General features: G+C 65.1%; 24 protein-coding genes. 17 read left to right on the top strand and 7 right to left on the bottom strand.

The annotated features are described in order from the left end of the window. Window positions 1-115 precede the first annotated feature (115 nt). Together lptG and lptF are read right to left on the bottom strand one after the other, a co-directional pair. Window positions 116-1216, bottom strand: a complete 1101-nt coding sequence (lptG, locus tag ACTJI2_RS12535; protein ID WP_183639094.1) for an LPS export ABC transporter permease LptG — start codon at window positions 1214-1216, stop codon at window positions 116-118. Further along, the gene (gene lptF / locus ACTJI2_RS12530; RefSeq protein ID WP_183639095.1) at window positions 1213-2292 is read right to left on the bottom strand and encodes an LPS export ABC transporter permease LptF; all 1080 of its coding nucleotides are present in this window, start codon (window positions 2290-2292) and stop codon (window positions 1213-1215) included. Before lptF ends, lptG begins: the two co-directional genes overlap by 4 nt. A 127-nt stretch (window positions 2293-2419) precedes the next feature. Here lptF and ACTJI2_RS12525 point away from each other — a divergent pair, with 127 nt between their 5' ends. From ACTJI2_RS12525 to ACTJI2_RS12515, 3 genes are all read left to right on the top strand, one after another. Next, a complete protein-coding gene (locus tag ACTJI2_RS12525; RefSeq protein WP_203323476.1) occupies window positions 2420-3892 on the top strand; it encodes a leucyl aminopeptidase in 1473 nt (490 codons plus the stop codon). 97 nt (window positions 3893-3989) lie between these two features. Then, entirely contained in the window at window positions 3990-4412 is a 423-nt protein-coding gene (locus ACTJI2_RS12520; RefSeq protein WP_183639097.1) for a DNA polymerase III subunit chi, read from the top strand. A gap of 98 nt (window positions 4413-4510) precedes the next feature. Next, complete coding sequence (locus ACTJI2_RS12515) at window positions 4511-7396, top strand: valine--tRNA ligase (RefSeq protein ID WP_440842286.1); 2886 nt, start codon at window positions 4511-4513, stop codon at window positions 7394-7396. A gap of 26 nt (window positions 7397-7422) precedes the next feature. Here the strand turns inward: ACTJI2_RS12515 and rimI are convergent, their stop codons facing one another. From rimI to pssA, 3 genes are read right to left on the bottom strand one after another with little or no spacing between them, the layout of a single operon-like run. Then, complete coding sequence (gene rimI, locus ACTJI2_RS12510; protein WP_183641208.1) at window positions 7423-7878, bottom strand: ribosomal protein S18-alanine N-acetyltransferase; 456 nt, start codon at window positions 7876-7878, stop codon at window positions 7423-7425. 50 nt (window positions 7879-7928) lie between these two features. Further along, window positions 7929-8405, bottom strand: coding sequence for a hypothetical protein (locus tag ACTJI2_RS12505; RefSeq protein WP_440842285.1), 477 nt, complete (start codon window positions 8403-8405; stop codon window positions 7929-7931). Next, window positions 8402-9178: a CDP-diacylglycerol--serine O-phosphatidyltransferase gene (gene pssA, locus ACTJI2_RS12500; protein WP_183639101.1), complete on the bottom strand. Its 777-nt coding sequence runs from the start codon at window positions 9176-9178 to the stop codon at window positions 8402-8404. Before pssA ends, ACTJI2_RS12505 begins: the two co-directional genes overlap by 4 nt. 97 nt (window positions 9179-9275) lie before the next feature. On the opposite strand from pssA, the gene ACTJI2_RS12495 reads away from it, so the two are divergent. From ACTJI2_RS12495 to ACTJI2_RS12485, 3 genes are all read left to right on the top strand, one after another. Next, window positions 9276-9683 (top strand): DUF4124 domain-containing protein, encoded by a 408-nt coding sequence (locus ACTJI2_RS12495; RefSeq protein ID WP_318287731.1) that lies wholly within the window; start codon window positions 9276-9278, stop codon window positions 9681-9683. Window positions 9684-9827: 144 nt separating this feature from the next. Beyond that, window positions 9828-11522: a proline--tRNA ligase gene (locus tag ACTJI2_RS12490; protein ID WP_318287732.1), complete on the top strand. Its 1695-nt coding sequence runs from the start codon at window positions 9828-9830 to the stop codon at window positions 11520-11522. 146 nt (window positions 11523-11668) lie between these two features. After that, window positions 11669-12052 carry an H-NS histone family protein gene (locus ACTJI2_RS12485; protein ID WP_183639106.1) on the top strand — a complete coding sequence of 128 codons (384 nt, stop codon included), beginning with the start codon at window positions 11669-11671 and terminating at the stop codon, window positions 12050-12052. 120 nt (window positions 12053-12172) lie between these two features. On the opposite strand, the gene ACTJI2_RS12480 is transcribed toward ACTJI2_RS12485, so the two are convergent. Next, window positions 12173-13417 carry a threonine/serine ThrE exporter family protein gene (locus ACTJI2_RS12480; RefSeq protein WP_183639108.1) on the bottom strand — a complete coding sequence of 415 codons (1245 nt, stop codon included), beginning with the start codon at window positions 13415-13417 and terminating at the stop codon, window positions 12173-12175. An 89-nt stretch (window positions 13418-13506) separates the two neighbouring features. Here ACTJI2_RS12480 and ACTJI2_RS12475 point away from each other — a divergent pair, with 89 nt between their 5' ends. The 5 genes from ACTJI2_RS12475 to ACTJI2_RS12455 are packed head-to-tail and all read left to right on the top strand — an operon-like array spanning window position 13507 to window position 17867. After that, the gene (locus ACTJI2_RS12475; protein WP_203323167.1) at window positions 13507-14403 is read left to right on the top strand and encodes a DMT family transporter; all 897 of its coding nucleotides are present in this window, start codon (window positions 13507-13509) and stop codon (window positions 14401-14403) included. Continuing rightward, the gene (locus ACTJI2_RS12470) at window positions 14400-15515 is read left to right on the top strand and encodes an ABC transporter permease (protein ID WP_183639112.1); all 1116 of its coding nucleotides are present in this window, start codon (window positions 14400-14402) and stop codon (window positions 15513-15515) included. The genes ACTJI2_RS12475 and ACTJI2_RS12470 overlap by 4 nt, the downstream gene beginning before the upstream one ends. 4 nt (window positions 15516-15519) lie before the next feature. Continuing rightward, window positions 15520-16314, top strand: coding sequence for an ABC transporter ATP-binding protein (locus tag ACTJI2_RS12465; protein ID WP_183639114.1), 795 nt, complete (start codon window positions 15520-15522; stop codon window positions 16312-16314). A 3-nt stretch (window positions 16315-16317) separates the two neighbouring features. Continuing rightward, entirely contained in the window at window positions 16318-17244 is a 927-nt protein-coding gene (locus ACTJI2_RS12460) for an MlaD family protein (RefSeq protein ID WP_440842284.1), read from the top strand. Next, window positions 17241-17867 carry an ABC-type transport auxiliary lipoprotein family protein gene (locus ACTJI2_RS12455; RefSeq protein WP_440842283.1) on the top strand — a complete coding sequence of 209 codons (627 nt, stop codon included), beginning with the start codon at window positions 17241-17243 and terminating at the stop codon, window positions 17865-17867. Before ACTJI2_RS12460 ends, ACTJI2_RS12455 begins: the two co-directional genes overlap by 4 nt. Before the next feature lie 33 nt (window positions 17868-17900). Here the strand turns inward: ACTJI2_RS12455 and ACTJI2_RS12450 are convergent, their stop codons facing one another. Continuing rightward, entirely contained in the window at window positions 17901-18524 is a 624-nt protein-coding gene (locus tag ACTJI2_RS12450; RefSeq protein WP_440842281.1) for an alpha-ketoglutarate-dependent dioxygenase AlkB family protein, read from the bottom strand. Between the two features lie 82 nt (window positions 18525-18606). On the opposite strand from ACTJI2_RS12450, the gene ACTJI2_RS12445 reads away from it, so the two are divergent. The 6 genes from ACTJI2_RS12445 to ACTJI2_RS12420 all read left to right on the top strand — a co-directional run bounded on the left by ACTJI2_RS12445 (window position 18607) and on the right by ACTJI2_RS12420 (window position 26504). After that, window positions 18607-20232, top strand: coding sequence for an electron transfer flavoprotein-ubiquinone oxidoreductase (locus tag ACTJI2_RS12445; protein WP_440842280.1), 1626 nt, complete (start codon window positions 18607-18609; stop codon window positions 20230-20232). 80 nt (window positions 20233-20312) lie between these two features. Continuing rightward, the gene (locus tag ACTJI2_RS12440) at window positions 20313-22325 is read left to right on the top strand and encodes a glycoside hydrolase family 99-like domain-containing protein (protein WP_440842292.1); all 2013 of its coding nucleotides are present in this window, start codon (window positions 20313-20315) and stop codon (window positions 22323-22325) included. 168 nt (window positions 22326-22493) lie between these two features. Next, window positions 22494-23600, top strand: coding sequence for a glycosyltransferase family 4 protein (locus ACTJI2_RS12435; protein WP_440842279.1), 1107 nt, complete (start codon window positions 22494-22496; stop codon window positions 23598-23600). An 8-nt stretch (window positions 23601-23608) separates the two neighbouring features. Beyond that, a complete protein-coding gene (locus ACTJI2_RS12430; RefSeq protein ID WP_440842278.1) occupies window positions 23609-24367 on the top strand; it encodes a methyltransferase domain-containing protein in 759 nt (252 codons plus the stop codon). Beyond that, window positions 24364-25293: a lysylphosphatidylglycerol synthase domain-containing protein gene (locus ACTJI2_RS12425; protein ID WP_440842277.1), complete on the top strand. Its 930-nt coding sequence runs from the start codon at window positions 24364-24366 to the stop codon at window positions 25291-25293. Before ACTJI2_RS12430 ends, ACTJI2_RS12425 begins: the two co-directional genes overlap by 4 nt. 71 nt (window positions 25294-25364) lie before the next feature. Beyond that, a complete protein-coding gene (locus ACTJI2_RS12420) occupies window positions 25365-26504 on the top strand; it encodes an acyltransferase family protein (protein ID WP_440842291.1) in 1140 nt (379 codons plus the stop codon). Window positions 26505-26553: the final 49 nt, after the last annotated feature.

Raw genomic sequence — 26553 nt, 5'->3', positions numbered from 1 at the left:
GCGGCACGCGGATGATCCGATTGCCGAAGCAGAAGCGCTGACGCATTGTTTTCCCGGCGCGCTGCGGCGCATTCGATACCCCGTCACCGGAAGTGGATCGGGGCGCGGCGCGGCACTATGCGCTGCGCCGTCGGAACATCCAGGCCGACACCGCCAGCAGCAGGATCGGTGGCATCGCGTAGGCGATGCGGAAGTCCATGTGGAACGCGCTGGCCAGGCGCACGAACTGCAATTGCAGCGCCCAGAAGCTGACCGCGAAGATGATGCCCAGGAACAGGCGCTTGCCCATGCCGCCGCTGCGCAGGCTTCCGAACGCGAACGGGATCGCGGCCAGGCACAGCGCCAGCACGTTGAGCGGATAGAACCAGCGGCTCCAGTACAGATCCTCGTACTCGCGCGCATCCAGCCCGTTGCGCTTGCGGTAGTCGATGTTCTGGCCGAGTTCGCGGGTCGGCAGGTTGCGCGCCTTGGTCAGGCCGGACGACAACACCGCCGCGTCGAGCTTGGATTCCCAGCGCTCGCCCAGCACCTGCTGCTGGGTCACCGAACGCGCGTGGAAGGTAGTCCGGCGCACGTTCTTCAACAGCCAGTGGCCCTCCAGATGCTCGGCGGTCGCCGCGTGGGCGATCGAGGCCAGGCGGCCGTCGGGAGCCAGTTCGTACAGGCGGACATCGCGCAGCTGCAGCCAGTTGCGGCCGTCTTCCTTGCGCTCCTCGCCGCTCTGCGCGTACATGAAGGTATTGCCTTCGCGCGCCCACAGGCCGGAGAAGCGATCCACCGCCACGTCGCCGCTGCGGGCGCTGTTCTTCAGCACGTCAGCCTGGCGCTGGCCCCACGGGCCCAGGGTCTCGCCGCTGAACACCATCAGCGCGGTCAGGATGCCGAGCGCGGCCGCCACCGAGATGCTCAGGCGTCGCCGCGACAGGCCCAGCGCGCGCAGCGCGGTCAGCTCGGAGCTGGCCGCCAACTGGCCCAGGCCCATCAGCGAACCGATCACCGCCGCGGTCGGGAACATCGTGTAGGCGCGGCGCGGCACCGTGTAGGCCAGCCAGGCCACCGCGTGGCCGAAGGTGTAGTTGCCCTTGCCGATGTCACTGACCTCGTTGGACAGCGCCATCACCAGGTCCAGGCCGACCAGCACCGCCCAGGTCAGCAACACCGTGGCCAGCACCACCCGGCCAACATACAGATCGTGCAGATTCGGACGCAGCCTCATGCGCGCGCCCTCGGACGGCCCAGCTTGCCGTCACGCAGATAGAACCAGATGGCCGCGGCCAGCAGCGGCAGGGTCAGCCACCACAGGCCGACGAAGCCCGGCAGCTTGCCGTCGGTGAGCAACTGGGTGCCGTTGAACATCAGGCTGACGCCGACCAGGTAAGCCAGGAACCCCAGCATGACCCGCCCGTAGCGCGCCTGCCTCGGCGAACTGCGCGACAGCGGCAGGGTCAGCAGCGCGAACGCCAGCGCCAGCAGCGGCGGGGTCAGGCGGGCGTGCAGCTGGGCATTGGCGCCCGGCCGGTCGTCACCCAGCAGGGCCGGCGTGGACAGCACCTCGGGATCGTTCTGGTCCAGGGTGTCGGTGCGATCCGGCAGCGCCGATTCGTTGCTGGCATAGCGCATCAGCCGGTAGTCCAGGCCCTCCCCGGCCGGGCCCTCGACCCGGAATCCGTCGGTCAGGCGCAGATAGCGCTTGCGCTGGCCCTCGAAGAACATCTGCCCGTGCTGGGCGGTGACCACGTCCAGGCGATCCTCCTTCTGCCGGTGCATGAACACGCGGTTCAGGGTGGTGCCGTCGGCGGAGATGCCGCTGACGTAGACCACGGTGCCGTTCGAGAGCACGGTGAACTTGCCCGCCTCCAGCCCGGACACGACCAGGCTGCGATTGGCCTGGTCCAGCATGTTCTCGGCGGTCCGCTTGGCCCAGGGGCCGAGCCACAGCGAGCACAACGCCACCGCGGCCACCACCGGCACGACCAGCAGCAACAGCGGCCTCAGCAGGCGGCGCGGGCCCACCCCGGTACCGGTGAACACGGCCATCTCCGAGTCGCGATAAAGGCGGGAAAAGGCCAGCAGCAGCCCCAGCATCAACGCCAGCGGCAGGATGTAGGGCAGATAGCCCAGGAACTGCAGCCCCAGCTGGGACAGCAGCAGCCGGGCCGGCACCTTGCCGTCGGCCACCTTGCCCAGGATGTCGGCCATCACCCCGCCCACGCTGACCATCAGCAGGATGATCAGGGTGGCCAGGAAGCTCTGGGTGAATTCTCGGAACAGGTAGCGGTCCAGCTTCGGCATCGTGCTTGTTTTACAATCCGGGGTTCGTTCGCTGGCGTCGGCAGACGGCGGTCTTGCGCTTCCGCACGGGAAGCCCGCCCTTCGACAGGACCCGCGATTGTACGGAACTGGCCATGGAATCTGCTCAATGACCCTGGAATTCACCCTGAACCATGACGCCCCGGCCAGCGCCGGCGTCGATTGCGTGGTGGTTGGCGCCTATGGCGACAAGACCCTGACCCCGGCCGCCCAGGCCATCGACGCCGCCAGCGGCGGCCGTCTGGCGGCCCTGGTCGCGCGCGGCGACATCAGCGGCAAGACCGGCAAGACCGCGCTCCTGCACGACCTGCCGGGCGTGGCCGCGCCGCGCGTGCTGGTGGTGGGACTGGGCGAGGCGGCGAAGTTCGGGGTGCCGCAGTACCTGAAGGCGGTCGGCGACGCCGCCCGCACGCTGAAGGCCGGCCCCTCGGCCAGCGCGCTGTTCACCCTGGCCGAAGTCGAGGTCAAGGACCGCGACGCGGCCTGGAAGATCCGCCAGGCGGTGATCGCCGCCGACCACGCCTGCTACCGCTACACCGCCACCCTGGGCAAGAAGAAGAACGACGAACCCGGCCTGGCCCGTTTCGCCATTTCCGGCGAAGACGCGCAGGCGCTGGCGCAGGGCGCGGCGATCGCGGCCGGCGTGCAGTTCACCCGCGAGCTGGGCAACCTGCCGCCGAACATCTGCAATCCCGCCTACCTGGCCGAGCAGTCGCAGAAGTTCGCCGCCGACAACGGCGCCGAATGCGAGGTGCTGGACGAGGCGCAGATGGAAACCCTCGGCATGGGTTCGCTGCTGGCGGTGGCCCGCGGCTCAGCCAACCGGCCGCGCCTGATCGTGCTGAAGTGGAACAACGGCGGCGACGCCAAGCCCTTCGTGCTGGTCGGCAAGGGCATCACCTTCGACACCGGCGGCGTCAACCTGAAGACCCAGGGCGGCATCGAGGAGATGAAGTACGACATGCTGGGCGCCGGCAGCGTCCTCGGCGCCTTCGTGGCGGCGGTGAAGATGCAGCTGCCGCTGAACCTGGTGGTGATCGTGCCGGCGGTCGAGAACGCCATCGACGGCAACGCCTACCGCCCGTCCGACGTCATCACCAGCATGTCGGGCAAGACCATCGAAGTCGGCAACACCGACGCCGAGGGCCGCCTGATCCTGTGCGACGCGCTGACCTACGCGCAGCGTTTCGAACCGCAGGCGCTGGTCGACGCCGCCACCCTGACCGGCGCGTGCATCGTCGCCCTCGGCCGCTACGCCACCGGTCTTATGAGCAAGCACGACGATCTGTCCAACGAACTGCTGGCCGCCGGCGAACACGTCTTCGACCGCGCCTGGCGCCTGCCGCTGTGGGACGAGTACCAGACCCAGCTCGATTCCACCTTCGCCGACGTCTACAACATCGGCGGCCGCTGGGCCGGCGCGATCACCGCCGGCTGCTTCCTGGCCCGCTTCACCGAAGGCCAGCGCTGGGCCCACCTGGACATCGCCGGCGTCGCCAACGACGAAGGCAAGCGCGGCATGGCCACCGGCCGCCCGGTCGGCCTGCTGGCGCAGTGGTTGCTCGACAGGGCCGGGATTTGAGATTCGGGATTCGGGATTCGTGCCAGGCATGAATCCCGAATCCACTGAAGACGCTTCCGCAAATCCCCAATCCCCAATCACGAATCCCAGCCCCCACATGCGCGCCGATTTCTACCTCATCGCCAAGCCCCGGTTCCTGGAGGAGCCTTTGCGGCTGGTGTGCGAGCTGGCGCGCAAGGCCTATGACGGCAACCACTGGACGCTGATCCTGGCGCGTGACGCCGAGCAGGCCGAAGCGTTGGACGAGCTGTTGTGGTCGTTCGACGACGATGCCTACATCCCGCACCAGATTGCCGGCACCGACGAGGAAGACGATCTGACCCCGGTCCTGATCGCCACGCCCGACTTCGACGCGCCCTCGCGCACGCTGGTGATCAACCTGCGCGACGATGCCTATGCCGGCACCTGCGAGCGGGTGCTGGAAGTGGTGCCCGCCGATCCGGCCGCGCGCGACCCGCTGCGCGAACGCTGGAAGCAGTACAAGGCGCGCGGCTTCGACGTGAACAAGTACGACATGTAGCACGGGAATCGGGAATCGAGAATGGAGAATCGTCAAAGCAAACAGCCGATTCCCCGCTCCTTCCCATTCCCCATTCCCTATTCCCGATTCTCGCCCCAATGACCGATCTCGCCTCCAGCTACGACCCGAAAACCTTCGAATCCCGCCTGTACGCCGAGTGGGAAAGCGCCGGCCATTTCAAGCCGCGCGGCGAAGGCGAGCCGTACACGATCCTGCTGCCGCCGCCGAACGTCACCGGCACCCTGCACATGGGCCATGCGTTCCAGCAGACCATCATGGATGCGCTGATCCGCTACCACCGCATGCGCGGTTTCGACACGTTGTGGCAGGTCGGCACCGATCACGCCGGCATCGCCACGGAAATGGTCGTGGCGCGCAACCTGAGCCAGGAAAACCTGACCCGCGACGGCCTGGGCCGCGAAGGCTTCATCGGCAAGGTCTGGGAGTGGAAGGCCGAATCCGGCGACATCATCGAGCGGCAGATGCGCCGCCTGGGCACCTCCGGCGACTGGTCGCGCAGCACCTTCACCATGGATCCGGAACCCTCGCGCGCGGTGATCGAAGCGTTCGTGCGCTGGCACGAGGAAGGCCTGATCTATCGCGGCCAGCGGCTGGTCAACTGGGATCCGGTGCTGAAGACGGCGATTTCCGATCTGGAAGTGGAGAACGTCGAGGAAGACGGCTTCCTGTGGTCGATCGCCTATCCGCTGGCCGATGGCAGCGGCAGCGTGACCGTGGCCACCACCCGCCCGGAAACCATGCTCGGCGACGTCGCGGTGATGGTGCATCCGGAAGACGAGCGCTACGCGCACCTGATCGGCAAGGCGGTGAAGTTGCCGCTGACCGATCGCGAGATTCCGGTGATCGCCGACGACTACGTGGACCGCGAGTTCGGCACCGGCGTGGTCAAGGTGACCCCCGCGCACGATTTCAACGACTACCAGGTGGGCGTGCGCCACGAACTGCCGCTGATCAACCTGTTCACTCCCACCGCCGCCATCAATGACAACGCGCCGGAGAAATATCGCGGCCTGGATCGCTACGACGCGCGCAAGGCGGTGCTGGCGGACCTGGAGGAAGCCGGACTGCTGGTGGAAACCAAGCCGCACAAGCTGCAGGTGCCGCGCGGCGATCGCACCGGCCAGGTGATCGAGCCGTACCTGACCGACCAGTGGTTCGTGAAGATGGACCGCCTGGCCCGTCGCGGCCTGGAACTGGTCGAGAACGGCGAGGTGAAGTTCGTGCCGCCGAACTGGATCAACACCTACCGCCACTGGATGGAGAACATCCAGGACTGGTGCATCAGCCGCCAACTCTGGTGGGGCCACCGGATTCCGGCCTGGTTCGACGCCGAGGGTCGCTGCTACGTCGGCCGCGACGAGGCCGAAGCGCGCGCCAGGGCCGGACTGTCCGCCGACGTGGCGCTGACCCAGGACAGCGACGTGCTGGAAACCTGGTTCTCCTCGCAGCTGTGGCCGTTCAGCACCCTGGGCTGGCCGGACCCGCAGGCGATGGCGGCACGCGGCTATGACCGCTACCTGCCGTCCTCGGTGCTGGTCACCGGCTTCGACATCATCTTCTTCTGGGTCGCGCGCATGGTCATGGCGACCGACCATTTCACCGGCAAGGTGCCCTTCAGGGACGTCTACATGACCGGCCTGATCCGCGACAAGGACGGCCAGAAGATGTCCAAGTCCAAGGGCAACGTGTTGGATCCGCTCGACATCATCGACGGCATCTCGCTGGAGGATCTGGTCGCCAAGCGCACCCGTGGGCTGATGCAACCGAAGATGGCCGAGAAGATCGAGAAGGCCACCCGCAAGGAATTCCCGGACGGCATCGCCCAGCACGGCGCCGACGCGCTGCGCTTCACCATTGCCGCGCTGGCCACCCATGGCCGTGACATCAAGTTCGATCTCGGCCGCGCCGAAGGCTACAAGAACTTCTGCAACAAGCTGTGGAACGCCAGCCGCTTCGTGCTGATGAACACCGCCACCTTCACCCTTCCCCCGCAAGCGGGGACCGTTCCCCTTACTCTTCCCCCGCAAGCGGGGACCGTTCCCCTTACCCTTCCCCCGCAAGCGGGGGAAGATGCCCGAAGGGCAGATGGGGGCCACCCGGCAGCAATCCCCAATCCCGTCACCGACGCCGAAAAGTGGATCCTCGCCCGCCTGGCCAAGGCCACCGCCGAAGCCGAAACCCACTTCGCCAACTACCGCTTCGATCTGCTGGCGCAATCCCTGTACGAATTCGCCTGGAACGAGTTCTGCGACTGGTTCGTCGAACTGGCCAAGCCGGCGCTCAACGGCAGCGACGCGGCGGCCGCCGACAGCACCCGCCACACCCTGCTGCACGTGCTGGAAGCGCTGCTGCGCCTGCTGCACCCGCTGATTCCCTTCGTCACCGAGGAACTGTGGCAGCAGGTGGCACCGCGACTGGGCATCGCCGGCGAGACCATTTCGCTGCGCCCGTATCCCGCCAGCGGGGACTTCGCCGGCCAGGATTTCGGCCACGCCGAGGCGGACGTCGAGTGGCTCAAGACCATGGTCACCGCGTTGCGCCGCGTGCGCAGCGAACTGAACGTCGCGCCCTCGCGCAGCGTCCGCCTGCTCCTGCAAGCCGGCACCGCGCAGGATCGCCAGCGGATCGAGCGACATGCCGCTTCGCTGTCGTTCCTGCTCAAGCTCGAAGCCATCGAATGGCTGGCGGTGGACGCCGCGGCTCCCGCCTCCGCCGCGGCGATGGTCGGTGAGCTGAAGCTGCTGGTGCCGCTGGAGGGCCTGGTCGACCTGGATGCCGAGCGCACCCGCCTGGACAAGGAAATCAAGCGCGTGGAAGCCGAAATCGGCAAGTGCAACGGCAAGCTGGGCAACGCCACCTTCGTGCAGAACGCGCCGGCGGCGGTGGTCGAGCAGGAGCGCCAGCGCCTGGCCGAATGGACCACCCAGCTCAACGGCCTGCGCGAACAGCGCGCCAAGCTGTAATCCGACGGAGTGGGCCAAGGCCCACCCTACAGCGGCGGCATCTTCTCGATGTCGCCGGCGACCAGTTCGATCGCCATCACCAGCGCGTCCTCGCGCCCGTCGCGGGCCGGGTAGTAGCGCGGCCGCCGGCCGATTTCGTTGAAGCCTTCGCTGTGGTACAGCCGGATCGCGCCCAGGTTGGACGGGCGGACCTCCAGGAACACCCGGCCCGCGCGCAGATCACCCGCCTGCTTCACCAGCGCGCGCAGCAAGTACCGGCCCAGGCCGCGTCCCTGCCGTTCGGGCGTCACGCAGACATTGAGGATGTGGGCTTCGTCGGCGGCGATGCTGATAAGGCCATAGCCGATCACCAGGCCATGCTCGACCATCACCCAGGCCGGATAACCGGCCTTGAGGCAGTCGCGGAAAATGCCGCGGGTCCAGGGAAACGGATAGGCGCGTTGTTCAATCGCCATCACCGCGTCGAGATCGCCATCGCGCATCGGCCGCAACGAGGCCGACGGGACGATGCCAGGCTCGACGCTGACCGCGCTCACGGCGCCGATGGCCTGCGCAATGCCCGCAACCGCGGCCACAGGGCACGCTTGGCGGCGGGATTGCCGCGCAGTTCCGAAGAGGCCGGCCACTGCGCGAAGATCTCCGCGGCGCCTTCCGCGTTCGGATTGCAGCCCGACGCGCGGATCAGGGCGAAATGCAGGCGATCCGGCAACCGCGAGGCCGGGCGGGAACGCGGCGCCGCGGCGCGTACGCGCTCCGGGGCGGGCGAGGATTCGGGATCGAGGGCCGGCGCAACCCGCGCCGCCGTCGGTTCACGGGCCACGGGAGGTTTCGGCGGTTCCGCACGCGGCGGCGAGGCCGGCGCGTGCGACGGCGCGGCGGCGCCCAGGCCGGCCTCCGCCGGCTCCAGCTCGGCGGGCGACGGCGCGCCGGTCACCCAGACCGTATAGCCCAGCGCCGCCAGCCAGCCCTGCTGCTCTGCCGACCATGGCGTCTGCGCGGACAGGCTCATGCCCGCGCCTCGCCACGGCGCATCCGCTGCCACAGCCAGTAGCCAGGGCCGGACAGTGCATAGCAAACGCCCACCGCGAACAGGACACGCGGCAGATCGATGAACAGGATCGCGATCACCACCGCGACCAGGAACAGGCCCACGAACGGCACCCGATCCGCGCGCGCGCCGCCTTCACCGCTGCCCTTGAAGCTCCAGAACCGGATCCGGCTCACCATCAACAATGCCGCCAGGATGGTCACCGCCAGCGCCACGTAGCGCAGTTCATCGCCGTTCCAGCCCAGGCTGCCATCGGCGAACGCCCACACGAAGGACATCATCAGCCCGGCCGCCGCCGGACTGGCCAGGCCGACGAACCAGCGCTTGTCGACCGTGCCGACCTGGGTGTTGAACCGCGCCAGCCGCAGCGCCGCGCAGGCCGCGTAGAGGAATGCCACCGCCCAGCCCACGCGGCCCATCGCGGCGCTGTCCAGCTTCAGCGCCGAAAGCGACCAGTGATACATCACCAGCGCCGGCGCCAGGCCGAAGCTGACCAGATCGGCCAGCGAGTCGTATTGCACGCCGAACGCGCTGCTGGTGCCGGTGAGGCGGGCGACGCGGCCGTCGATGCCATCCATCAGCCCCGCCACGAACACCGCGATGGCGGCGTTGACGAACTGGCCGTCGGCGGCGGCGATGATCGCGTAGAAACCCGCGAACAGGCCGGCGGTGGTGAACAGGTTCGGCAACAGGTAGATGCCGCGGGAACGCGGCGGCGGCTTGATTTCGTCCATGCGTCCCAGTTTAGCCCAAGCCCAGCCGCCACCGGCTTGCCAGCCCGGCGGGGGAATGCTGCAATCCGGTTCCTGCCGTTTCCGCCTGGAGCCGACCGTGCGCGCACCGCCCCGACCGTCCACCGCCCTTCCGCTGCTGGCGTTGGCGACGCTGGTCGTGGCCAGCCTGCCGGCCCTCGCCGGTCCCGTTTACCAATGGAAGGACGCCAAGGGCGTGACCCATTATTCGGACAAGCCACCGACGGACCGGCAATACCAGGACCGCCGCATCGCGCCGCGGGGCGAGCCGGTTCCGCAGGCCGATGCCGCCGCCGGCAAATCCGTCGAACACCCGCAATGCACCACCGCCCGCAAGAATCTGGAAATCCTCGGCAGCAGCGGTCCGGTCGCGCAGGCTGGCGAGGACGGCAAGCCGGGCCAGGCGATGGACGACACCCAGCGGGCCAACCAGCTGGCACTGGCGCAGGCGGCCGAAAAGGCTTACTGCGCGCCCCCGGCCAAGTAATCGGCGCACCCGCTCTCCAGCGCCGGACGCGGGCATCGGTGCATCCCGCGCCGGTCCGGCTTCACTGCGGGCCCCGCCGCGCGGGCGCGGACTGCGCAAGGCTGGCAGAATAGGCCGTTCATTCCCCCGAAAAACCGAATCTCGATGCGCCTGTCGCAATTCCATCTCCGCACCGCCAAGGAAACCCCGGCCGACGCCGAACTGGTCAGCCACCAGCTGATGCTGCGCGCCGGCATGATCCGCAAGCTGGCCGCCGGCCTGTACACCTGGTCGCCGCTGGGCCTGCGCGTGCTGCGCAAGGTGGAAACCGTCGTGCGCGAGGAAATGAATCGCGCCGGCGCCATCGAAATGGTCATGCCGACCATCCAGCCGCGAGAGCTGTGGGACGAGAGCGGACGCTGGGACAAGTTCGGCGATCAGTTGCTCAAGCTCAAGGATCGCAAGGAGCAGGAGTTCTGCTACAGCCCCACCGCGGAAGAGGCGGTCACCGAGTTCGCCCGGCAGGAGCTGAACAGCTACAAGCAGTTGCCGGTGAACTTCTACCAGATTCAGACCAAGTTCCGCGATGAAATCCGTCCGCGCTTCGGGGTGATGCGCGCGCGCGAATTCATCATGAAGGACGCGTACTCCTTCCACCTGACCGATGAGGATCTGGTGCGCGAGTACCGCAACATGCATGCGGCGTACACCCGCATCTTCACCCGCCTGGGCCTGGATTTCCGCGCGGTGCAGGCAGACAGCGGCGCGATTGGTGGCGACGCCTCGCAGGAGTTCCATGTGCTGGCCGAATCCGGCGAGGACGCGCTCGCCTTCTCCACCGGTTCGGACTATGCCGCCAACGTGGAAGCCGCGCAGGCCGCGGCGCCCGGGCCGCGTCCGGCCGCCGCGGAAGCGCTGCGGAAGATCGATACGCCCACCCAGAAGACCTGCGAGGAAGTGGCCGCGCTGATGGGCGTCGCGTTGCAGCGAACCGTCAAGTCGGTCGCGCTGATGACCGAAGGCGGCTTCGTGTTGGCGCTGGTGCGCGGCGATCACGCGGTCAACGAGATCAAACTGGCGAAGGTGGCCGGCATGGCCGGGTACCGGCTGGCCAGCGAGGCGGAAATCCTGGCCCACCTGGGCAGCGAACCCGGTTTCCTCGGCCCGATCAACCCGCGCACGGCCATCCGCGTGATCGCCGATCGCGACGTCGCGGCGATGGCCGATTTCGTGGTCGGCGCCAACGAGGCCGGCTTCCACCTTGCCGGCGTCAACTGGGGTCGCGATCTGGCCGAACCCGAAACCGTCGCCGACATCCGCAACGTGGTCGCGGGCGAAGCCGCCGCCGATGGCGGCCAGATCCGCCTGGCACGCGGCATCGAAGTCGGCCACGTGTTCCAGTTGGGCCGCAAGTACAGCGAGGCGATGCAGTTCACCGTGCTGGACGAAAACGGCAAGGCCGCCATTCCGGCAATGGGCTGCTATGGCATCGGCGTCACCCGCATCGTCGCCGCGGCGATCGAACAGAACCACGACGCCAACGGCATCATCTGGCCAGCGCCGATGGCGCCCTGGTCGGTGGCGGTCTGCGTGATCAATCCCAAGAACGATCCGGCGGTCACCCAGGCGGCGAACGAATTGCTGGCGGAACTGATCGGCGACGGCGTCGATGCCGTCCTGGATGATCGCGGCCTGCGTCCGGGCGCGATGTTCGCCGACATCGAACTGATCGGCATTCCGCATCGCGTGGTCGTGTCCGAACGCGGTCTCGCCGCCGGAACCTACGAATATCGCTTCCGCAAGGCCAGCGAAGCGGAAAACCTCGACAAGTCGGAATTGATTCGCCGCCTCGCGGGCTGAACGATAATCCGGATGACATTCGGGGCGGATATATGTCGATTCACTGACATTATTCGCCCCGATTTGTTTCTGCAAAGCCGCATGGCTAAGATGCAACTCCCGCCATGGACAGGTGATATTCCCTTTCCATACATCCGGAGAACTAGATGTCGATTGATTTGCGTGGCCTGTCGGCCAAAGAACTGGGCACCCTGATCGAGAAGGCCCGCCAGCAGCAGACGAAACTGGCCAAGCGCACTCCCATCGCAGCCATTCGCAGCAGAATCACCAAATTCGCCAAGGCCGAAGGCTATACGATCGAGGAACTGTTCGGCACGGCAGGCAAGGCTCCCGCGGCACGTGGCCGCAAGGCCGCCGCCAAATCCGCGCCGCGCGCCGGCCGCAAGCTCGGCAAGGTGGCGCCCAAGTACCGCAATCCCGCCAATCCCAAGGAAACCTGGACCGGCCGCGGCAAGCAGCCGCGCTGGCTGGCCGCGCACACCGCCAAGGGCAAGAAGCTGGAAGACTTCCTGATCAACAAGAAGAAGTAATCCGCTTCATCGCAAAGTAAAAAAGAACGCCACGGACTTCGGCCCGTGGCGTTTCTTGTTTTGGGAGGTGGATTTTCGCGCCGATGCCCGGTCCTGACGGAATCCGGCCAGCATCAGGATTCAGAGATTCTTTCGCGCCGATACCACCAGATTGCCGAACAGCAGCCCCGCGATCAGCGCCATCACGATATTGGTCACGCCCAGCAGTGCGGACTGGCCGACACCGACGTCCTGCTGCTGGACCAGCGTCATCAGTCCGCGCAGGCTCGCGCTGCCCGGGACCAGCATGAGGATGCCCGGTACCCGGATCAACGCGCCGGGCCGGTTGGCCCAGCGCGCGAAGGCATTGCCCGCGGCGGTCAGCACCAGTGCCGACAGGAAGATGCCCACCGGCGCCCCCCATGCCTCGCCGGCGAAGCGCGAGATGCCGTAACCGGCGAAAGCCGCCGCCATCACCCACGGGTAATCGCGCCGATGCGCCTTGAACAGCACCGCGAACGCATACGCGGCCAGCACCATCGACGACCATTCCACCCATTCCGGCTGCGGCCGCGACGCGCGCACTTCCGGATACAGGCCCACCAGTTCCGCCAGCGTGACCGCGATCAGGCTGCCGACGGTAAGTTTCAGAATCGTCGCCATCGCACCCGCGAAGCGGGCCACGCCGGACACCAGGTGCTGGCTGGTCAGCTCGTTCACCGAGTTGGTCAGCGCCATGCCGGGCAGCAGCACGATCAGCGAAGCGATGATGACCGTGTTGAGATTCAGCGGCGCGATGAAGTTGGCGATCAGGATCGCCACGAAGCCGGCCAGCAGCGCCGACAACGCATCGCTGGCTTCCTTCATCTGCGGCCGTCGCGCGATCACATGGCCCAGCAGGCCAATCAGCAGGCCGATCAGGCCGGCGGTGGCGATATCCAGCCACGGCAGCCGCCACAGCCCGGCGACCGCGCCGGAGGCCAGCCCGGAAGCCAGCACCTGCATCGCCCGCCAGCGGGCGCTCGGCCTGCGGTCCAGCGAGCGCAGCGCGGTATGCCCCTCGGCCACGCTCATGCGCCCGGCGACCACGTCCTCGGCGATCCGGTCGGCCTCGCTCAATTTGTGCAGGTCGTTTTCACCCGGCGCCAGCCGGATCACCCGGGTAGTGTCGCTGGCGCCCAGCGGACGCGCCGGATCATTGAAACTCAGGATCAGCCCGGTCGGATTCGACCACGGCTCGCAATCCAGTCCAAGCCGCTGCGAGAGCGCGGCCACCGCCGCTTCCAGGCGCTGGGCGGTGGTGCCGTAGCTGTGCAGGCGGCTGGCGATCTCGCAGACGAAGGCGATGCGCTGGGCGTAGGTGGCGGAAGCCGAATTCTCTGACATGTCACAAAGGTTGGAGCCGGCTTCGCCGGGGGTGGGCCGCGAGGGTATTGCGTAAACTGATCGCGGTCGGCGCAGCATAAAGGTGGACGTTGAGTATTGGTATCGGCGAGGCGCTGGCGCTCGGCAGCGCGGCCGCCTGGGCGGTGGGCGTGATCCTGGCGCGCCAGCTGGGCGCGACCCTGCCGCCGCTGGCGCTCAACCTGATGAAGAACGGACTGATACTGGCGCTGCTGGCGCCGGTGGTCCTGTTCCTGCACGCCGGCCAATGGCCGCAGATGCCGATGCGCGATGTCGCGCTGGTTCTGGCCAGCGGCGTGCTCGGCATCGCCGTCGCCGACACCCTGTACTTCCGCGCGCTCAACGAACTGGGCGCCGGCCGCATGGGCATCATCGGCAACCTCTACAGTCCGCTGGTGCTGCTGATGGGTTTCCTGTGGCTGGACGAGCGCCTGGGCGCGCGCCAATGGCTGGGCTTCGGCCTGGTCGGCCTGGGCGTGCTGCTGGTCACCCGCCCGCCGCGGGAATGGCGGACACATCCCGCCCACACGTTGCGTGGCGTGCTGATTGGCATGAGCGCGATTGCGCTGATGGCGATCGCGATCGTGATGGTCAAGCGCATCCTCGAGGAACAGCCGTTGCTCTGGGTCACCGTGCTGCGCTTGGCCGGCGCGGTCGCCGGCCTGCTGCTGATCGCCGCCCTGCCCGGGCTGCGCCGCCATCGCGCGTTCGATCCCGGCAAGGTACCGTGGCACCGGCTGATCCTCGCCGCGGTGATCGGCCAGGGGCTGTCGATGGTGCTGTGGCTGGGCGGCTACAAATACACCTCGGCCTCGGTGGCGGCCATCCTCAACGAGTCCGCATCGGTATTCCTGGTGATCCTCGCGGCGGTCTGGCTGCGCGAACCGCTGGGCAGGCGCGGCGCGGTCGGCGTCCTGCTTACGTTCAGCGGCATAGCCTGTATGCTGCTGGGCCGAGCGACGCCATGACCCGAACCGACGCACGCCCGCAGTTCCAATCCGACCCCTCCGAACCCTCGCGGGTGCGGCTGGAAGGCGATTGGACGCTCGCGACCGCCCTGAAGGTGGCCGAGCGCCTGCGCGAAGTCCCCGAAGGGGTGACCGAGCTGGACGCCACGGGCATCGCCCGCATCGATTCGGCCGGCGTGCTGCAACTGCTGCGCTTCGCCAGCCGGCGCAAGCTGGCGCCGGAGGCGCTGCTGTTCCGCGAGGATCATCAGGCGCTGGTCTCGACCATCGAGGATGTCGCCGACGATCGGCCGCCGCGCAAGCGCGACTATGGCTTCCTGGCCGCGTTGTCGCGCCTGGGCGAACGGGTCAGCGAGAACGGGCACGAAATCGTCGCCCTGCTCAGCTTCACCGGCGAGAACCTGGTCAAGCTGGCACGGATGGTCAAGGAACCGCGCCGCTTCCGCGCCATCGCCACCGTCTCGCACATGGAGCAGGTCGGCCTGGACGCGGTACCGCTGGTCATCCTGCTGTCGTACATGGTGGGCGCGGTCATCGCGTTCCTCGGCTCGACGGTGCTGCGGGACTTCGGCGCCGAGATCTTCGTGGTCGAACTGGTCAGCATCGCCTTCCTGCGCGAGTTCGCGGTCCTGATGACGGCAATCGTCCTGGCCGGCCGCACCGCATCGGCCTTCACCGCCCAGATCGGCGCGATGAAGAGCCGCGAGGAGATCGACGCGATCCGGACCCTGGGCCTGGATCCGGTGGATCTGCTGGTGATTCCGCGGCTGGTCGCCCTGTTGGTGATGCTGCCGCTGCTGACCTTCATTTCGATGATGGCCGGCCTGGCCGGCGGCGTGACGGTGGGTGCGTTCGACCTGGACATTCCCCCGCAGATGTACCTGGCGCGCATGCACGACACCATGGAGGTGCGGCATTTCCTGGTCGGCCTGTCCAAGGCGCCCGTGTTCGCGCTGGTGATCGGCCTGATTGGCTGCCTGCAGGGCCTGCAGGTCACCGGCACCGCGCAATCGGTCGGCGAGCGCACCACCTCCAGCGTGGTGCAGACGATCTCGCTGGTCATCATCCTCGACGCGCTGGCCGCGTTGTGGTTCATGCACATGGGCTGGTGACGCGATGGCCGATACGAGCGACGACGCGATCATCCAGGTCCGCGGACTGGTCAACCGGTTCGGCGAGCAGGTCGTGCACGATGGCCTGGACCTGGACGTGCGGCGCGGTGAAATCCTCGGCGTGGTCGGTGGCTCGGGCACCGGAAAATCGGTGCTGATGCGGGCCATCCTCGGCCTGCGCGCGCCGCAGGCCGGCAGCATCCGCGTGCTCGACACCGATGCGCTGTCAGAAGACCCGCAGGCGCGCCTGCACATCGAGCGCAACACCGGCGTGCTGTTCCAGGATGGCGCCCTGTTCTCCTCGCTGACCGTCGGCGAGAACGTGCAGGTGCCCCTGAAGGAGCACCACGGCGAGTTGCCCGACAGCTGGCGCTATGAACTGGCACTGCTGAAGATAAAACTCGCCGGCCTGCCGGCCGACGCGCTCAACAAGCTGCCCGCGCAGCTGTCCGGCGGCATGCGCAAGCGCGCCGGTCTGGCACGCGCGCTGGCGCTGGACCCGCCGCTGCTGTTCCTGGACGAGCCCACCGCGGGCCTGGACCCGATCGGCGCCGCCGCGTTCGACCGCCTCATCAAGACGCTACAGGAAGCGCTGGGCCTGACGGTGTTCCTCATCACCCATGACCTGGACACCCTGTACGCTATCTGCGACCGGGTCGCGGTACTGGCCGACCGCAAGGTCGTGATCACCGCGCCGCTGGCGGAGGTGGAGCGTTTCGATCACCCCTGGGTCCAGGAGTATTTCCACGGCCCCCGGGCCAGGGCCGCCCGCGGCGAGCCCGAACAAGAGGAAGCCTGAAACATGGAAACCCGTGCCAACTACGTCCTCATCGGCGCCTTTACCCTGGTGACGGCGGCGGCGCTGCTGCTGTTCGGCCTGTGGGCGGCGAAATACTCCTCCGAACGCACCTGGCAGCAATACCAGATCGTGTTCCGCGAAGCGGTCACCGGCCTGTCGGTCGGCAGCCCGGTGCAGTACAACGGCATCGCCGTGGGCTCCATCACCAAGCTGTCGCTGGCCCCCAATGACCCGCGCCAGGTGGTGGCGAGCATCCGGGTGGAGTCCTCCACCCCGATCAAGACCGACACCCGCGCCAAGCTGGCCATCACCAGCCTGACCGGCCCCACCATCATCCAGCTCAGCGGCGGCACCCCGCAGGCGCCGGCGCTGACCTCGGTGGACAAGCGCGAGGCCCCGGTCATCCAGACCGCGCCGTCCGCGCTGCAGAACATCACCGACACCGCCAACCGGATCGTCGAACGCCTGGATGAAGTGCTGAGCGACAAGAACGTCGCCAGCATCGCGGCGACCTTGCAGAACCTGGAGAACATCAGCGGTTCGCTGGCCAACCGCGACAAGGGACTGCAGGCGCTGATCGTCAGCGCGCGCGACGCGGCGAAGAAGCTGGATGCGACCCTGACCACCACCAACGGCGCCATCGAGCGCATCGATCAGAATCTGGTGCGGCAGCTGCCGCCCCTGCTGAACAAGCTCGACGCCACCCTCGCCAAGCTGGATTCGGCCGCCGGCAACGCCGACGCCATCCTGGGCGAGAACCGCGCCGCCATCAACAGCTTCGCCAACGATGGCCTGGGCCAGCTGGGTCCGACCCTGACCGAGTTGCGCGGCCTGGTCCGCGACCTGCGCCGGGTCAGTGATCGGCTGGAAGGCAACCCCACCCGCTACCTGCTCGGCCGCGACGCACCCAAGGAGTTCGAACCCAAATGAAGGCGCTGCGCATTCCCGTCTCCCTGTCGCTGGTCCTGCTGGCCGGCTGCTCCTCGATCCTGGGCAGCGGCCCGCGTGAACCCACCACCATCTACGCACCGGAAGTCCGGGTCACGGCCAACCCGAACTGGCCGACCGTCGCCTGGTCGCTGGTCATCGCCAAACCCACCGCCGCGCGCGTGGTCGACAGCCCGCGCATCTCGGTACGGCCGGCGCCGGGTGAACTGCAGGTCTACAAGGGCGCGTCGTGGTCGCAACCGGCGACCGAACTGCTGCAGGACGCGGTGCAGCGCACGCTGGAGGATTCCGGCCGGATTCCCGCCGTTTCCAGTGCCGACGCCGGCATCCTGGGCGACTACCGGCTGGTGATGGACGTGCGCCGCTTCGAGGCCGACTACGCCGGCCAATCGGTGCCGGCCGCGACCATCGAGGTCAACGCCAAGCTGGTGCAGAACCGCAGCCAGCGCGTGGTCGCCTCGCGCACCTTCCAGCAGGTCCGGCCAGCCGGTTCGACCGACATCGCACAGGTGGCGGCCGCGTTCGAGCAGGCGCTGTCCACCCTGACTGGCGAGATTGCCGGCTGGGTGCTGGTCAGCGGACAGGCCGACGCCAGTCGCCCCTGAGCGCTTTGCCGTCCTGTCCGCGCATGCCGGCCGCTACCCGCGGCCCGGTGCCGGATGGATGAGGCGGAAGGTCAGGTTGATCCGCTCGCCCACCGGCCGCGCCGTGCGCGGGAGCGCATGGCGGTAATGGCGCTGGGTGTCGCTCGCCATCAGCAACAGGCTGCCATGCGGCAGATCCAGGGCCAGTCGGCTTTCCGCCCGTTCACGGTGCTTCAGTGCGAAGCGGCGGGTGGCGCCCAGGCTGATCGAGGCGATTGCCGGCGCCTCGCCCAGTTCCGGTTCGTCATCGCTGTGCCATCTCATCGCATCGCGCCCGCTGCGGTAGCGATTGAGCAGCACGCTGTTGAACGGCGTACCCAGCGTATCCCGCAGGCGTGACGCCAGCCGCTTCACGTCCGGATGCCAGTCGCGCGGCTCGAACAGCGCGCCGGAGTAGCGATAGCGCGCTTCCGGTTCCCCCATCCAGCAGCTCAGCCGCGGCGAATCCACTTCCCGCCCGAACAGGCGGATGCGATGCACTTCCCACGGCACCCCCGCCATCACGCTGGCGAACAGGACGTCGGCCTCCTCCGGTTCCAGCCACTGTGGCCACAGGCGCAAATGCGCCCCCGGCAGGTCAATCATTCCATCCGGCAGCAGCGGCAGGGGTATGGTCATCGCACGCCATGCTCGCGGATTTGCCCCACCCCGCGCAAACCCCGAAAATAGCGGCAGCCTAACGCCACGAGGAAGCCCAGCCATGTCCGAAGCCGAACGCGATGTCATGGAGTACGACGTCGTCACCGTCGGTGCCGGTCCCGCGGGCCTGGCCTTCGCCATCCGCCTGAAACAGCTCAACCCGGAAATCTCGGTCTGCGTGATCGAGAAGGCCAGCACGGTCGGCGCGCAGATCCTGTCCGGTGCGGTGATCGAACCGGCGCCGCTCGACGCCCTGCTGCCCGGCTGGCGCGACAATCCGCCACCGGTCTGCGTGCCCGCGAAGGACGATGAGTTCTGGTTCCTCAACAAGACCGGCGGCCGCAAGGCGCCCATCGTCCCGCCCGGCATGCGCAACCATGGCAACTTCATCGTCAGCCTCGGCGCGATGTGCGCCTGGCTGGCGCCACAGGCCGAGGCGCTGGGCGTGGAAATCTATCCCGGCTTCGCCGCCGCCGAGACCTTGCACGACGAAAGCGGCAAGGTGGTTGGCGTACGCATCGGCGACATGGGCGTGGCCAAGGATGGTTCGCACAAGCCCGGCTACACCCAGGGCATCGACATCCGCGCCAAGGTCACGGTGCTGGCCGAAGGCGCCCGCGGTCACCTGACCAAGCGCCTGGTCAAGCGCTTCGGCCTGGACAAGGACAGCGACCCGCAGGGTTATTCAATCGGCATCAAGGAACTGTGGCAGGTGCCGGAAGGACGTGTCAGCCCCGGCAAGATCGTGCACACCATGGGCTGGCCGGCGGACGGCAAGATCTATGGCGGCAGTTTTCTCTACCACCTGGACAACAACCAGATCGCGCTGGGCTACGTCAGCGGACTGGACTACGCCGATCCCGAGTACAAGCCGTGGGAGGCCTTCCAGCAGTGGAAGAACCACCCGATGATCAAACCGCTGCTGGAAGGCGGCAGCATCCTGTCCGCCGGCGCACGCGCCATCGTCACCGGCGGCTGGCAATCGCTGCCCAAGGTGGAAATGCCCGGCGCGCTGCTGATCGGCGACACCGCCGGCCTGCTCAACGTGCCCAAGATCAAGGGCACCCACCAGGCCATCCGCAGCGGCATGCTGGCCGCCGAACACCTGGCCGGCAACAGCCTGGAACCAGCCGGCTTCGACGCCCGCCTGCGCGCCTCCGAGGCGATGAAGGAACTGAAGCAGGTCCGCAACATCAAGCCCGGCTTCAAGAAAGGCATGTGGTTCGGCCTGCTCAACGCCGCCTGGGAAACCGCGACCGGCGGACTTTCGCCGTGGACGCTCAAGGTCAAGCCGGACTGGTCGTCGCTGGACAAGATCGGCCAGCACGAGGAACCGCGCCGCGACTACGTCGAGCGCACGCTCGCCCCGCGTGACCGCCTGCAAGGCGTCTACTACGCCGCCACCGAGCACGACGAGGACCAGCCGGTCCACCTGAAGGTCGCCGACACCTCGATCTGCGTCACCCGCTGCGCCGAGGAATACGACAATCCCTGCACCCGCTTCTGCCCCGCCGGCGTCTACGAGATCGTCGATGACACCATGGCGGATGGAAGCAGCGGCAAGCGCCTGCAGATCAACGCCGCCAACTGCGTGCACTGCAAGACCTGTGACATCAAGGACCCCTACGAGATCATCACCTGGGTGACCCCGGAGGGTGGTTCGGGGCCGAACTACCAGAATCTGTAAAGCGCGTGACCATCCACATTCCCCGTCCCCTGCGCACCGGATTGTTCTATGCGCTCAGAACGGCGTTCAGGCTGGTCCCGATGCCGGTCGCCACCCGCGACCGGCTGAGGCAGCGGTTTCTGGATCGGCATGCCGACCTGGTTCCTCCCCCCCCCCGGGGACAGACGGCCACTGGAACAGGCATCCATCGTCCCCTCGTCCGCTCCGACGAAAGGGCAATCGGCTACGTCCCCTACCGACAGGGCACGCTTCCAGATCCACTGCCGGCGACCCTGGTTGCGTTCTATCTCCCGCAGTTCCATACCATTCCGGAAAACGATGAATGGTGGGGCAAGGGCTTCACCGAATGGCGCAACGTGGCGCGCGCGCTGCCGCAGTTCGAAGGCCACCACCAGCCCAGGTTGCCTGGTGATCTTGGGTTCTACGACCTGCGCAATCCGGAAGTCATGCGTGAGCAGGCCCGCCTTGCTCGCGAGTACGGCATCAGTGCCTTCTGCTTCTATTTTTACTGGTTCGGCGGCAAGACCCTGCTGGAAACGCCATTGCGCAACTGGCTCGACGACAAGACCATCGATCTCCAGTTCTGCCTCTGCTGGGCCAATGAAAAGTGGAGTCGTACCTGGGACGGACGCGGCAATGAGATCCTGATCGACCAGCAGCACAGTCCCGAGGACGACATCGCCTTCATCGCGCATGTGGCGGAGTACATGCGCGACCCCCGTTACCTGCGGGTGGATGGCAAGCCCATGCTGCTGGTCTATCGACCTGGGCTTTTCCCTGACATGAGGGCGACGGCAGAGCGTTGGCGAACTTGGTGCAAGGCGAACGGAGTTGGTGATTTGCACCTTGTCTATGTGCAAGGGTTCGAGCGTCCTGAACCATTCAGCATCGGCTTCGACGCCGCTGTCCAGTTCCCGCCCAACATGGGCAAGACCCATGACATCACGGCTCACCAGCTGTTGCTCAATCCGCATTATGCCGGCAGGGTCCTTGATTGGAGGGCGCTGGTTGCGGAATTCCGGCAACTTCCGTCCAGGGACTATCTCCTCTATTCCTGCGTCAATCCCGGCTGGGACAATGAAGCTCGCCGTTCCGGACGAGGGCGCACGTTCCTTCATTCTTCGCCAAGGGCGTACGGCGAGTGGTTGGAAAACAGCATCGCCGCGCCATCCGTGACTGAATCGCGACGGACCATATTCATCAATGCGTGGAATGAGTGGGCAGAAGGAGCGACCCTGGAGCCGGATGCCTCGCTGGGCTATGCGTATCTGGAAGCAACGAGACGCGCCCTTTGCTCCGGTGGATTGAGTCGTCCAGCAACAAGACAACGACAGCATGCGATCGTGCACGCCTGGCATGTGGAAGTCCTGGACGAGATTATTGCCCTGCTGCACCAAAGCGGCATGGATTGGCATCTTACAGTCACCACGGCTCCCGAAAAACTGGATGAGGTCAATCGGAAGGTCCAGGTTTCCGGTATTCCAGCCAACGTCGTCGCTCTCCAGAACCGTGGACGCGACATTCTTCCATTCCTGCGTATCGCCAACCAGTTGCTCGACGAAGGCGTGGATGTTGTTCTCAAGCTCCACACAAAGCGATCCGAGCATCGCCCGGATGGAGACTCCTGGCGGAAGGATCTGATGGGCGAACTGGTGAGTAAAGATCGTGCCCATCGGATAGCGACGGCGTTCGCTGAACAACCCGAGCTTGGATTGGTCGGGCCCGGCCGACACATGCTGCCAACAGGTTCATTCATCGGAGCAAATGCCGACCAAGTTTCCCGGCTTTCAAGACTGATGGGCAGTCGTGAGACAAGCTACCACGACAAGGTTTTTGTTTCGGGCACCATGTTCTGGGTTCGCCTCCGTGCGCTTGGTCCACTGCTTGACTTGCCCATCCGTGAGTCCGACTTCGAACCCGAATCGGGACAGATAGATGGAACATTGGCGCATGCAATTGAACGCCTGATTGGAATGGCCATCGACGAAACCGGCTTCGCGACAAAAAGCGCCGCGTCCATTTGCGATCAGCCAGAGCAAACATCCCCCGACTATCAATACGCGCAAAGAACACGCTCCCCCCCGTCCCAATAGTCGGAATGTCGCGGCACGTGGGTTCTCGATGACATTGAGGCTTCATTGAGTGGAGTGCCAAACCATACTTGAATGTCGATGGATCAATGAAGGCTTACCCGGAGCATATTCGGACACTTATGCCTGGATTTCGACATTCCTATCACCATCTGCTGCTACGGTAGGACAATGAAAGAAAAGATTCTGTTCATCTCCAGGAAGTGGCCGCCCGCGGTGGGTGGCATGGAGACTTATGCGATCGAGCTCGCTGCATGCCTGGCAGATACAGTGGACCTTGATACTGTCGTTCTGAAGGGGCGAAAAAACGGACGTCCCCCCTCTTTGTTTCGCTACGGGCTCTTCCTTCTGAAGGCCATGTACATCTGCCTGTTCCGTGGTCGGTCTTTCAACCATGTGGTCTTCGGAGATCTGATCCTGTTTCCTGCAGCGCTCTGTCACCGCCTGGTGAATCCCGGCGCCAGGCGCGTGGTGATCGTCTATGGTCTGGATCTCGTTTATCAACGCCGGAAAGGCGCGCTTCCCCTCCTCTACCGACTGTTCTTTTCCTTTTTTCGCACGAGCCAGTCCTGTTTCGGCTCAATCGTCGCCATATCCCGCTACACCGCTGCTCTGGCCCGGGAAGAGGGACTCAAGAACGTAGTGGTCATTAATCCCTGCCTCCCGACCAAGGACGAGCGGGTTGCGGAAACCGAACAGCTGCCCGAAGTCTGGCGGCAGGGTGAGGGCACATCGCGCATACTTTATTTTGGCCGCGTCGTTCGCCGAAAGGGTGCTCTCTGGTTCGCCAGCGAAGTCATGCCGCAGTTGCCAAGAACCGTGAAATTTTACGTCGTGGGCGATTCTTCAGATACGGAACTCAAGCGAGCGCTTGGAAATTGTGCGGGAACGCACTGCCTGGGACGAATGAACGCAGACAAGTTGCTGGCAATGATCCAGCAAGCCGACGTTGTCGTGATGCCCAATATCCCGACGCCTGATAGCATTGACGTCGAGGGATTCGGCTTGGTCGCCATCGAGACATCCTCCCATGGAGGACTCTTGCTGGCCTCGCGAATCGACGGGATCACTGACGCGGTAGTGGACGGTGTGACTGGAAGACTGGTTGAGCCGATGAATGTGGAGGCCTGGGTCAAGGCCATAGAAAGACACCTTGACCCGGGTCCCTCAGGAGACAGGCTGGACAGATCTGCGGTCGCAGAGGCTACGCGAAAATACTACTCTCGAGAGAAACAGGCTACCGACTTCCTTGCACTCCTGTATCAGAACCAACAATAGACAACGCCATGCCTTCGAACACAGATGACAAGGAAGACCGGTCTCGCCTCCCCCATGCGGTGCTAGATGAGCAGAGTAGAATTCTCAAAGCGCGGAAGATCATCGCTCTGGTTGGAGAGGATCGATTCTTCCAAGCCCGGCGAATTCTCGAGATAGGGTGTGGTTCCGGCGTCATCTCCAGCACTCTAGCTAGATTGGGACAACCCGGCCTCGCAGTGCATGCGGTTGACGTAACAGACAGCCGCATAGTTACCGAGGGGTACGAGTTCGTCCAGGTCAAGGGGACCGAACTTCCTTTCGAGTCCGAATCGTTCGACATCGTGATAACCAATCATGTCATCGAACACGTGGGCGATACAGCGGCCCAGCTTCACCATCTTACGGAGATATCCCGTGTACTGAGGAATGCCGGGTGCGCGTACCTTGCCGTTCCAAACAAGTGGCGACTTGTCGAACCGCACTACCGCCTTCCCCTGCTCAGTTGGCTGCCACTTCGCATCGCCGACAAGTACCTGCGATTGACGGGTCGCGGCAGTCATTACGATTGCGTTCCGCTGAGTAACCGGCAAGCACGAAACCTATTCGAATTGACCCGCTTCAAATTCAGCGATCTGACCACGGAAGCCGTCCGCGAGACATTCAGGATCGAGTTTCCGGACTCGTTCCTAGGCAGGACTCTCGGGCGCATGTCCATACCTGCATTGGTGGGATTTTTCAAGCCATTGATTCCAACGATCATGTTCAGGCTGGAGAAGCGTTCGCCATGAAACGCGTGGCATCCGTCCTGGGCTTCCTTCTTGGCATGCTTTGCCTGTACCTGTTCCTCAAGACCGCATCTTCTCACTGGAATGCATTTTTGACCCTGGATCCGAGCGGCCCAATGCTCGTATACCTTGCGCTCGCCATCACCTTCTACTTGTTAACCTATCTACTCAGTTCCCGAAGCTGGCAACTGGCAATGCGTCTTGCCGGGAGCTGGATCCCCTACCGCAGTTCTATCCAGATTGTCCTTCTGTCTCAAATAGGAAAGTACATACCGGGCAACATTGCCCAGCATCTTGGGCGCATCGTGCTGGCGCGCCGCCAGGGGATCGATACAAGCAGGGTCGTCGCTTCAATTGCACTGGAAGCGATACTGCTCGTACTTGCGGCAGCGCTCAGCACGCTGGCCGCGCTCAACCTGCTTACTACCGCGCTGTCCATCCATGGCCCATCCATACGCCACAACATGGAGATCGCGGCTGCCATTGCACTGGTGACAGTGCTGCTTTCCCTGCTTTTTCCCGCAATACGGAATCGACTGCTGCCGCTGGCTGCGAAATGCGCATTCCTCTTCTCAAGGCAAAGCATTTTTCTGTCAGCCCGTATCATCGCAACACATATCGCCAGTTTCGTGATAGGGGCGACTGCTCTTTGGTTGGCGGTTTGCGCAAGCGGGCAGGAACAGTTCCCTGCACTCAGTCTGCTCGGCGTCTATTCGATTGCCTGGCTGATTGGATTCATCGTCCCCGGGGCCCCTGCTGGCCTTGGCATCAGAGAAGCACTACTCGTCTTGGGCCTCGGGTCCTTGTACGGGCTAGAGACTGCTTCGACCGCCACCATTCTGTTCCGTATCACTACCGTTCTTGGTGACGGAGTGGCCTTTCTACTCGGATTGCTGCTGCGAAACCGCTGGCGGCCTGCTTCCAGCTAACGAATCCGGAACCATTGGCATCGCGCCCCATGGCTATAACGAGTACAACGGATGCAGCCCCAGTGAAAAATATGGTTCAACCGAAGATCTCCCGCATACACGAACTCGATGCGCTCAGGGGAATCGCCGCGCTCGGCGTGGTCATCTGGCACTATGGAGCCCATTTCGGTGCCCGCCCACTGGAATCGCTGCTTTTTCCGTTCTACAACTCCGGATTCCTGCTGGTTGATTTCTTTTTCGTGCTCTCCGGCTATGTCATAGCCCGCTCATACTGGCGCGCGGAGCGACAATACCGGTTCATGGGCAATCTCTGGACCCGCATAGCAAGACTCTATCCATTGCATCTAGTCACCCTACTCGCCACAGCACTGCTGATCTGGTTTCTTCCAATGGCGGGAAAGGCGGCGTTCGCGCTCGCCAATGCCGACCTCAAGCATTTCATGCTTAACTTGTTCCTGATCAACAATGTGGGATTCCAGGACGGATGGTCGTTCAATACGCCCGCGTGGTCGATATCAACCGAGCTTGCCGTCAACGTGATGTTCTTGGCGGCCATCGCGCTTCGCAAACGCACGGCGCTGGCACTGGCAGCACTGTCCTTCTTTCTACTCCTGCTGCTGTTCTCATTCAGCAATCCACCATATATCGTGGCGCATCGAATGCTGGGCATCATCGATGTCAATCTCGTCAGATGCACCTTGGGCTTCGGTTCGGGAGTCGGCATCTATCTTCTGCTTCACCACTTCCGACTTGACCTGGCCCGGCATGCCATCTTCAGTACGGTTGCATCCGTGGCCGCACTCGGCGGCCTGGCATACATCCTTGCCACTACCGGTGCGAAACCGGGAATCAAGGCATATCTGCTGTCCATCGCGGTATCGACTGCCGTGGTTCTTTTCATCCCATCCAGCCGGCTGCTTCGTCAAATTCTGTCCCACAAGCCGTTGACTTATCTGGGTGACATTTCCTATTCCGTTTACCTTACCCACTATCCTCTACAGCTGGTTTTTCTCATTCTGGGTACGGGAGCATCAGGAGCGCGGAGTTTCGACTCCCCTCTCATGTTTGTTCTGTTCATTTCCGTTGTCCTGGCCGTTTCCGGCCTGACATATCGCTACCTCGAACTCCCATCCAAGGATTTCCTCATTGATGCATGGAATCGGAGGAAGCGGCGGATTCAACAGGTTTGCGGCAATAAGAAGGACGCGTGAGCATGACGAAACTCGCGGTATCCCATCGCTGGATTAGCCGCAGTACGGC

Source organism: Pseudoxanthomonas sp. 22568 (assembly GCF_052044485.1).
GTDB classification, from domain to species: Bacteria; Pseudomonadota; Gammaproteobacteria; order Xanthomonadales; family Xanthomonadaceae; genus Pseudoxanthomonas_A; species Pseudoxanthomonas_A beigongshangi.
The sequence above is the reverse complement of the archived record's forward strand: the minus strand, read 5'-3'. Positions and strand labels throughout refer to the sequence as shown.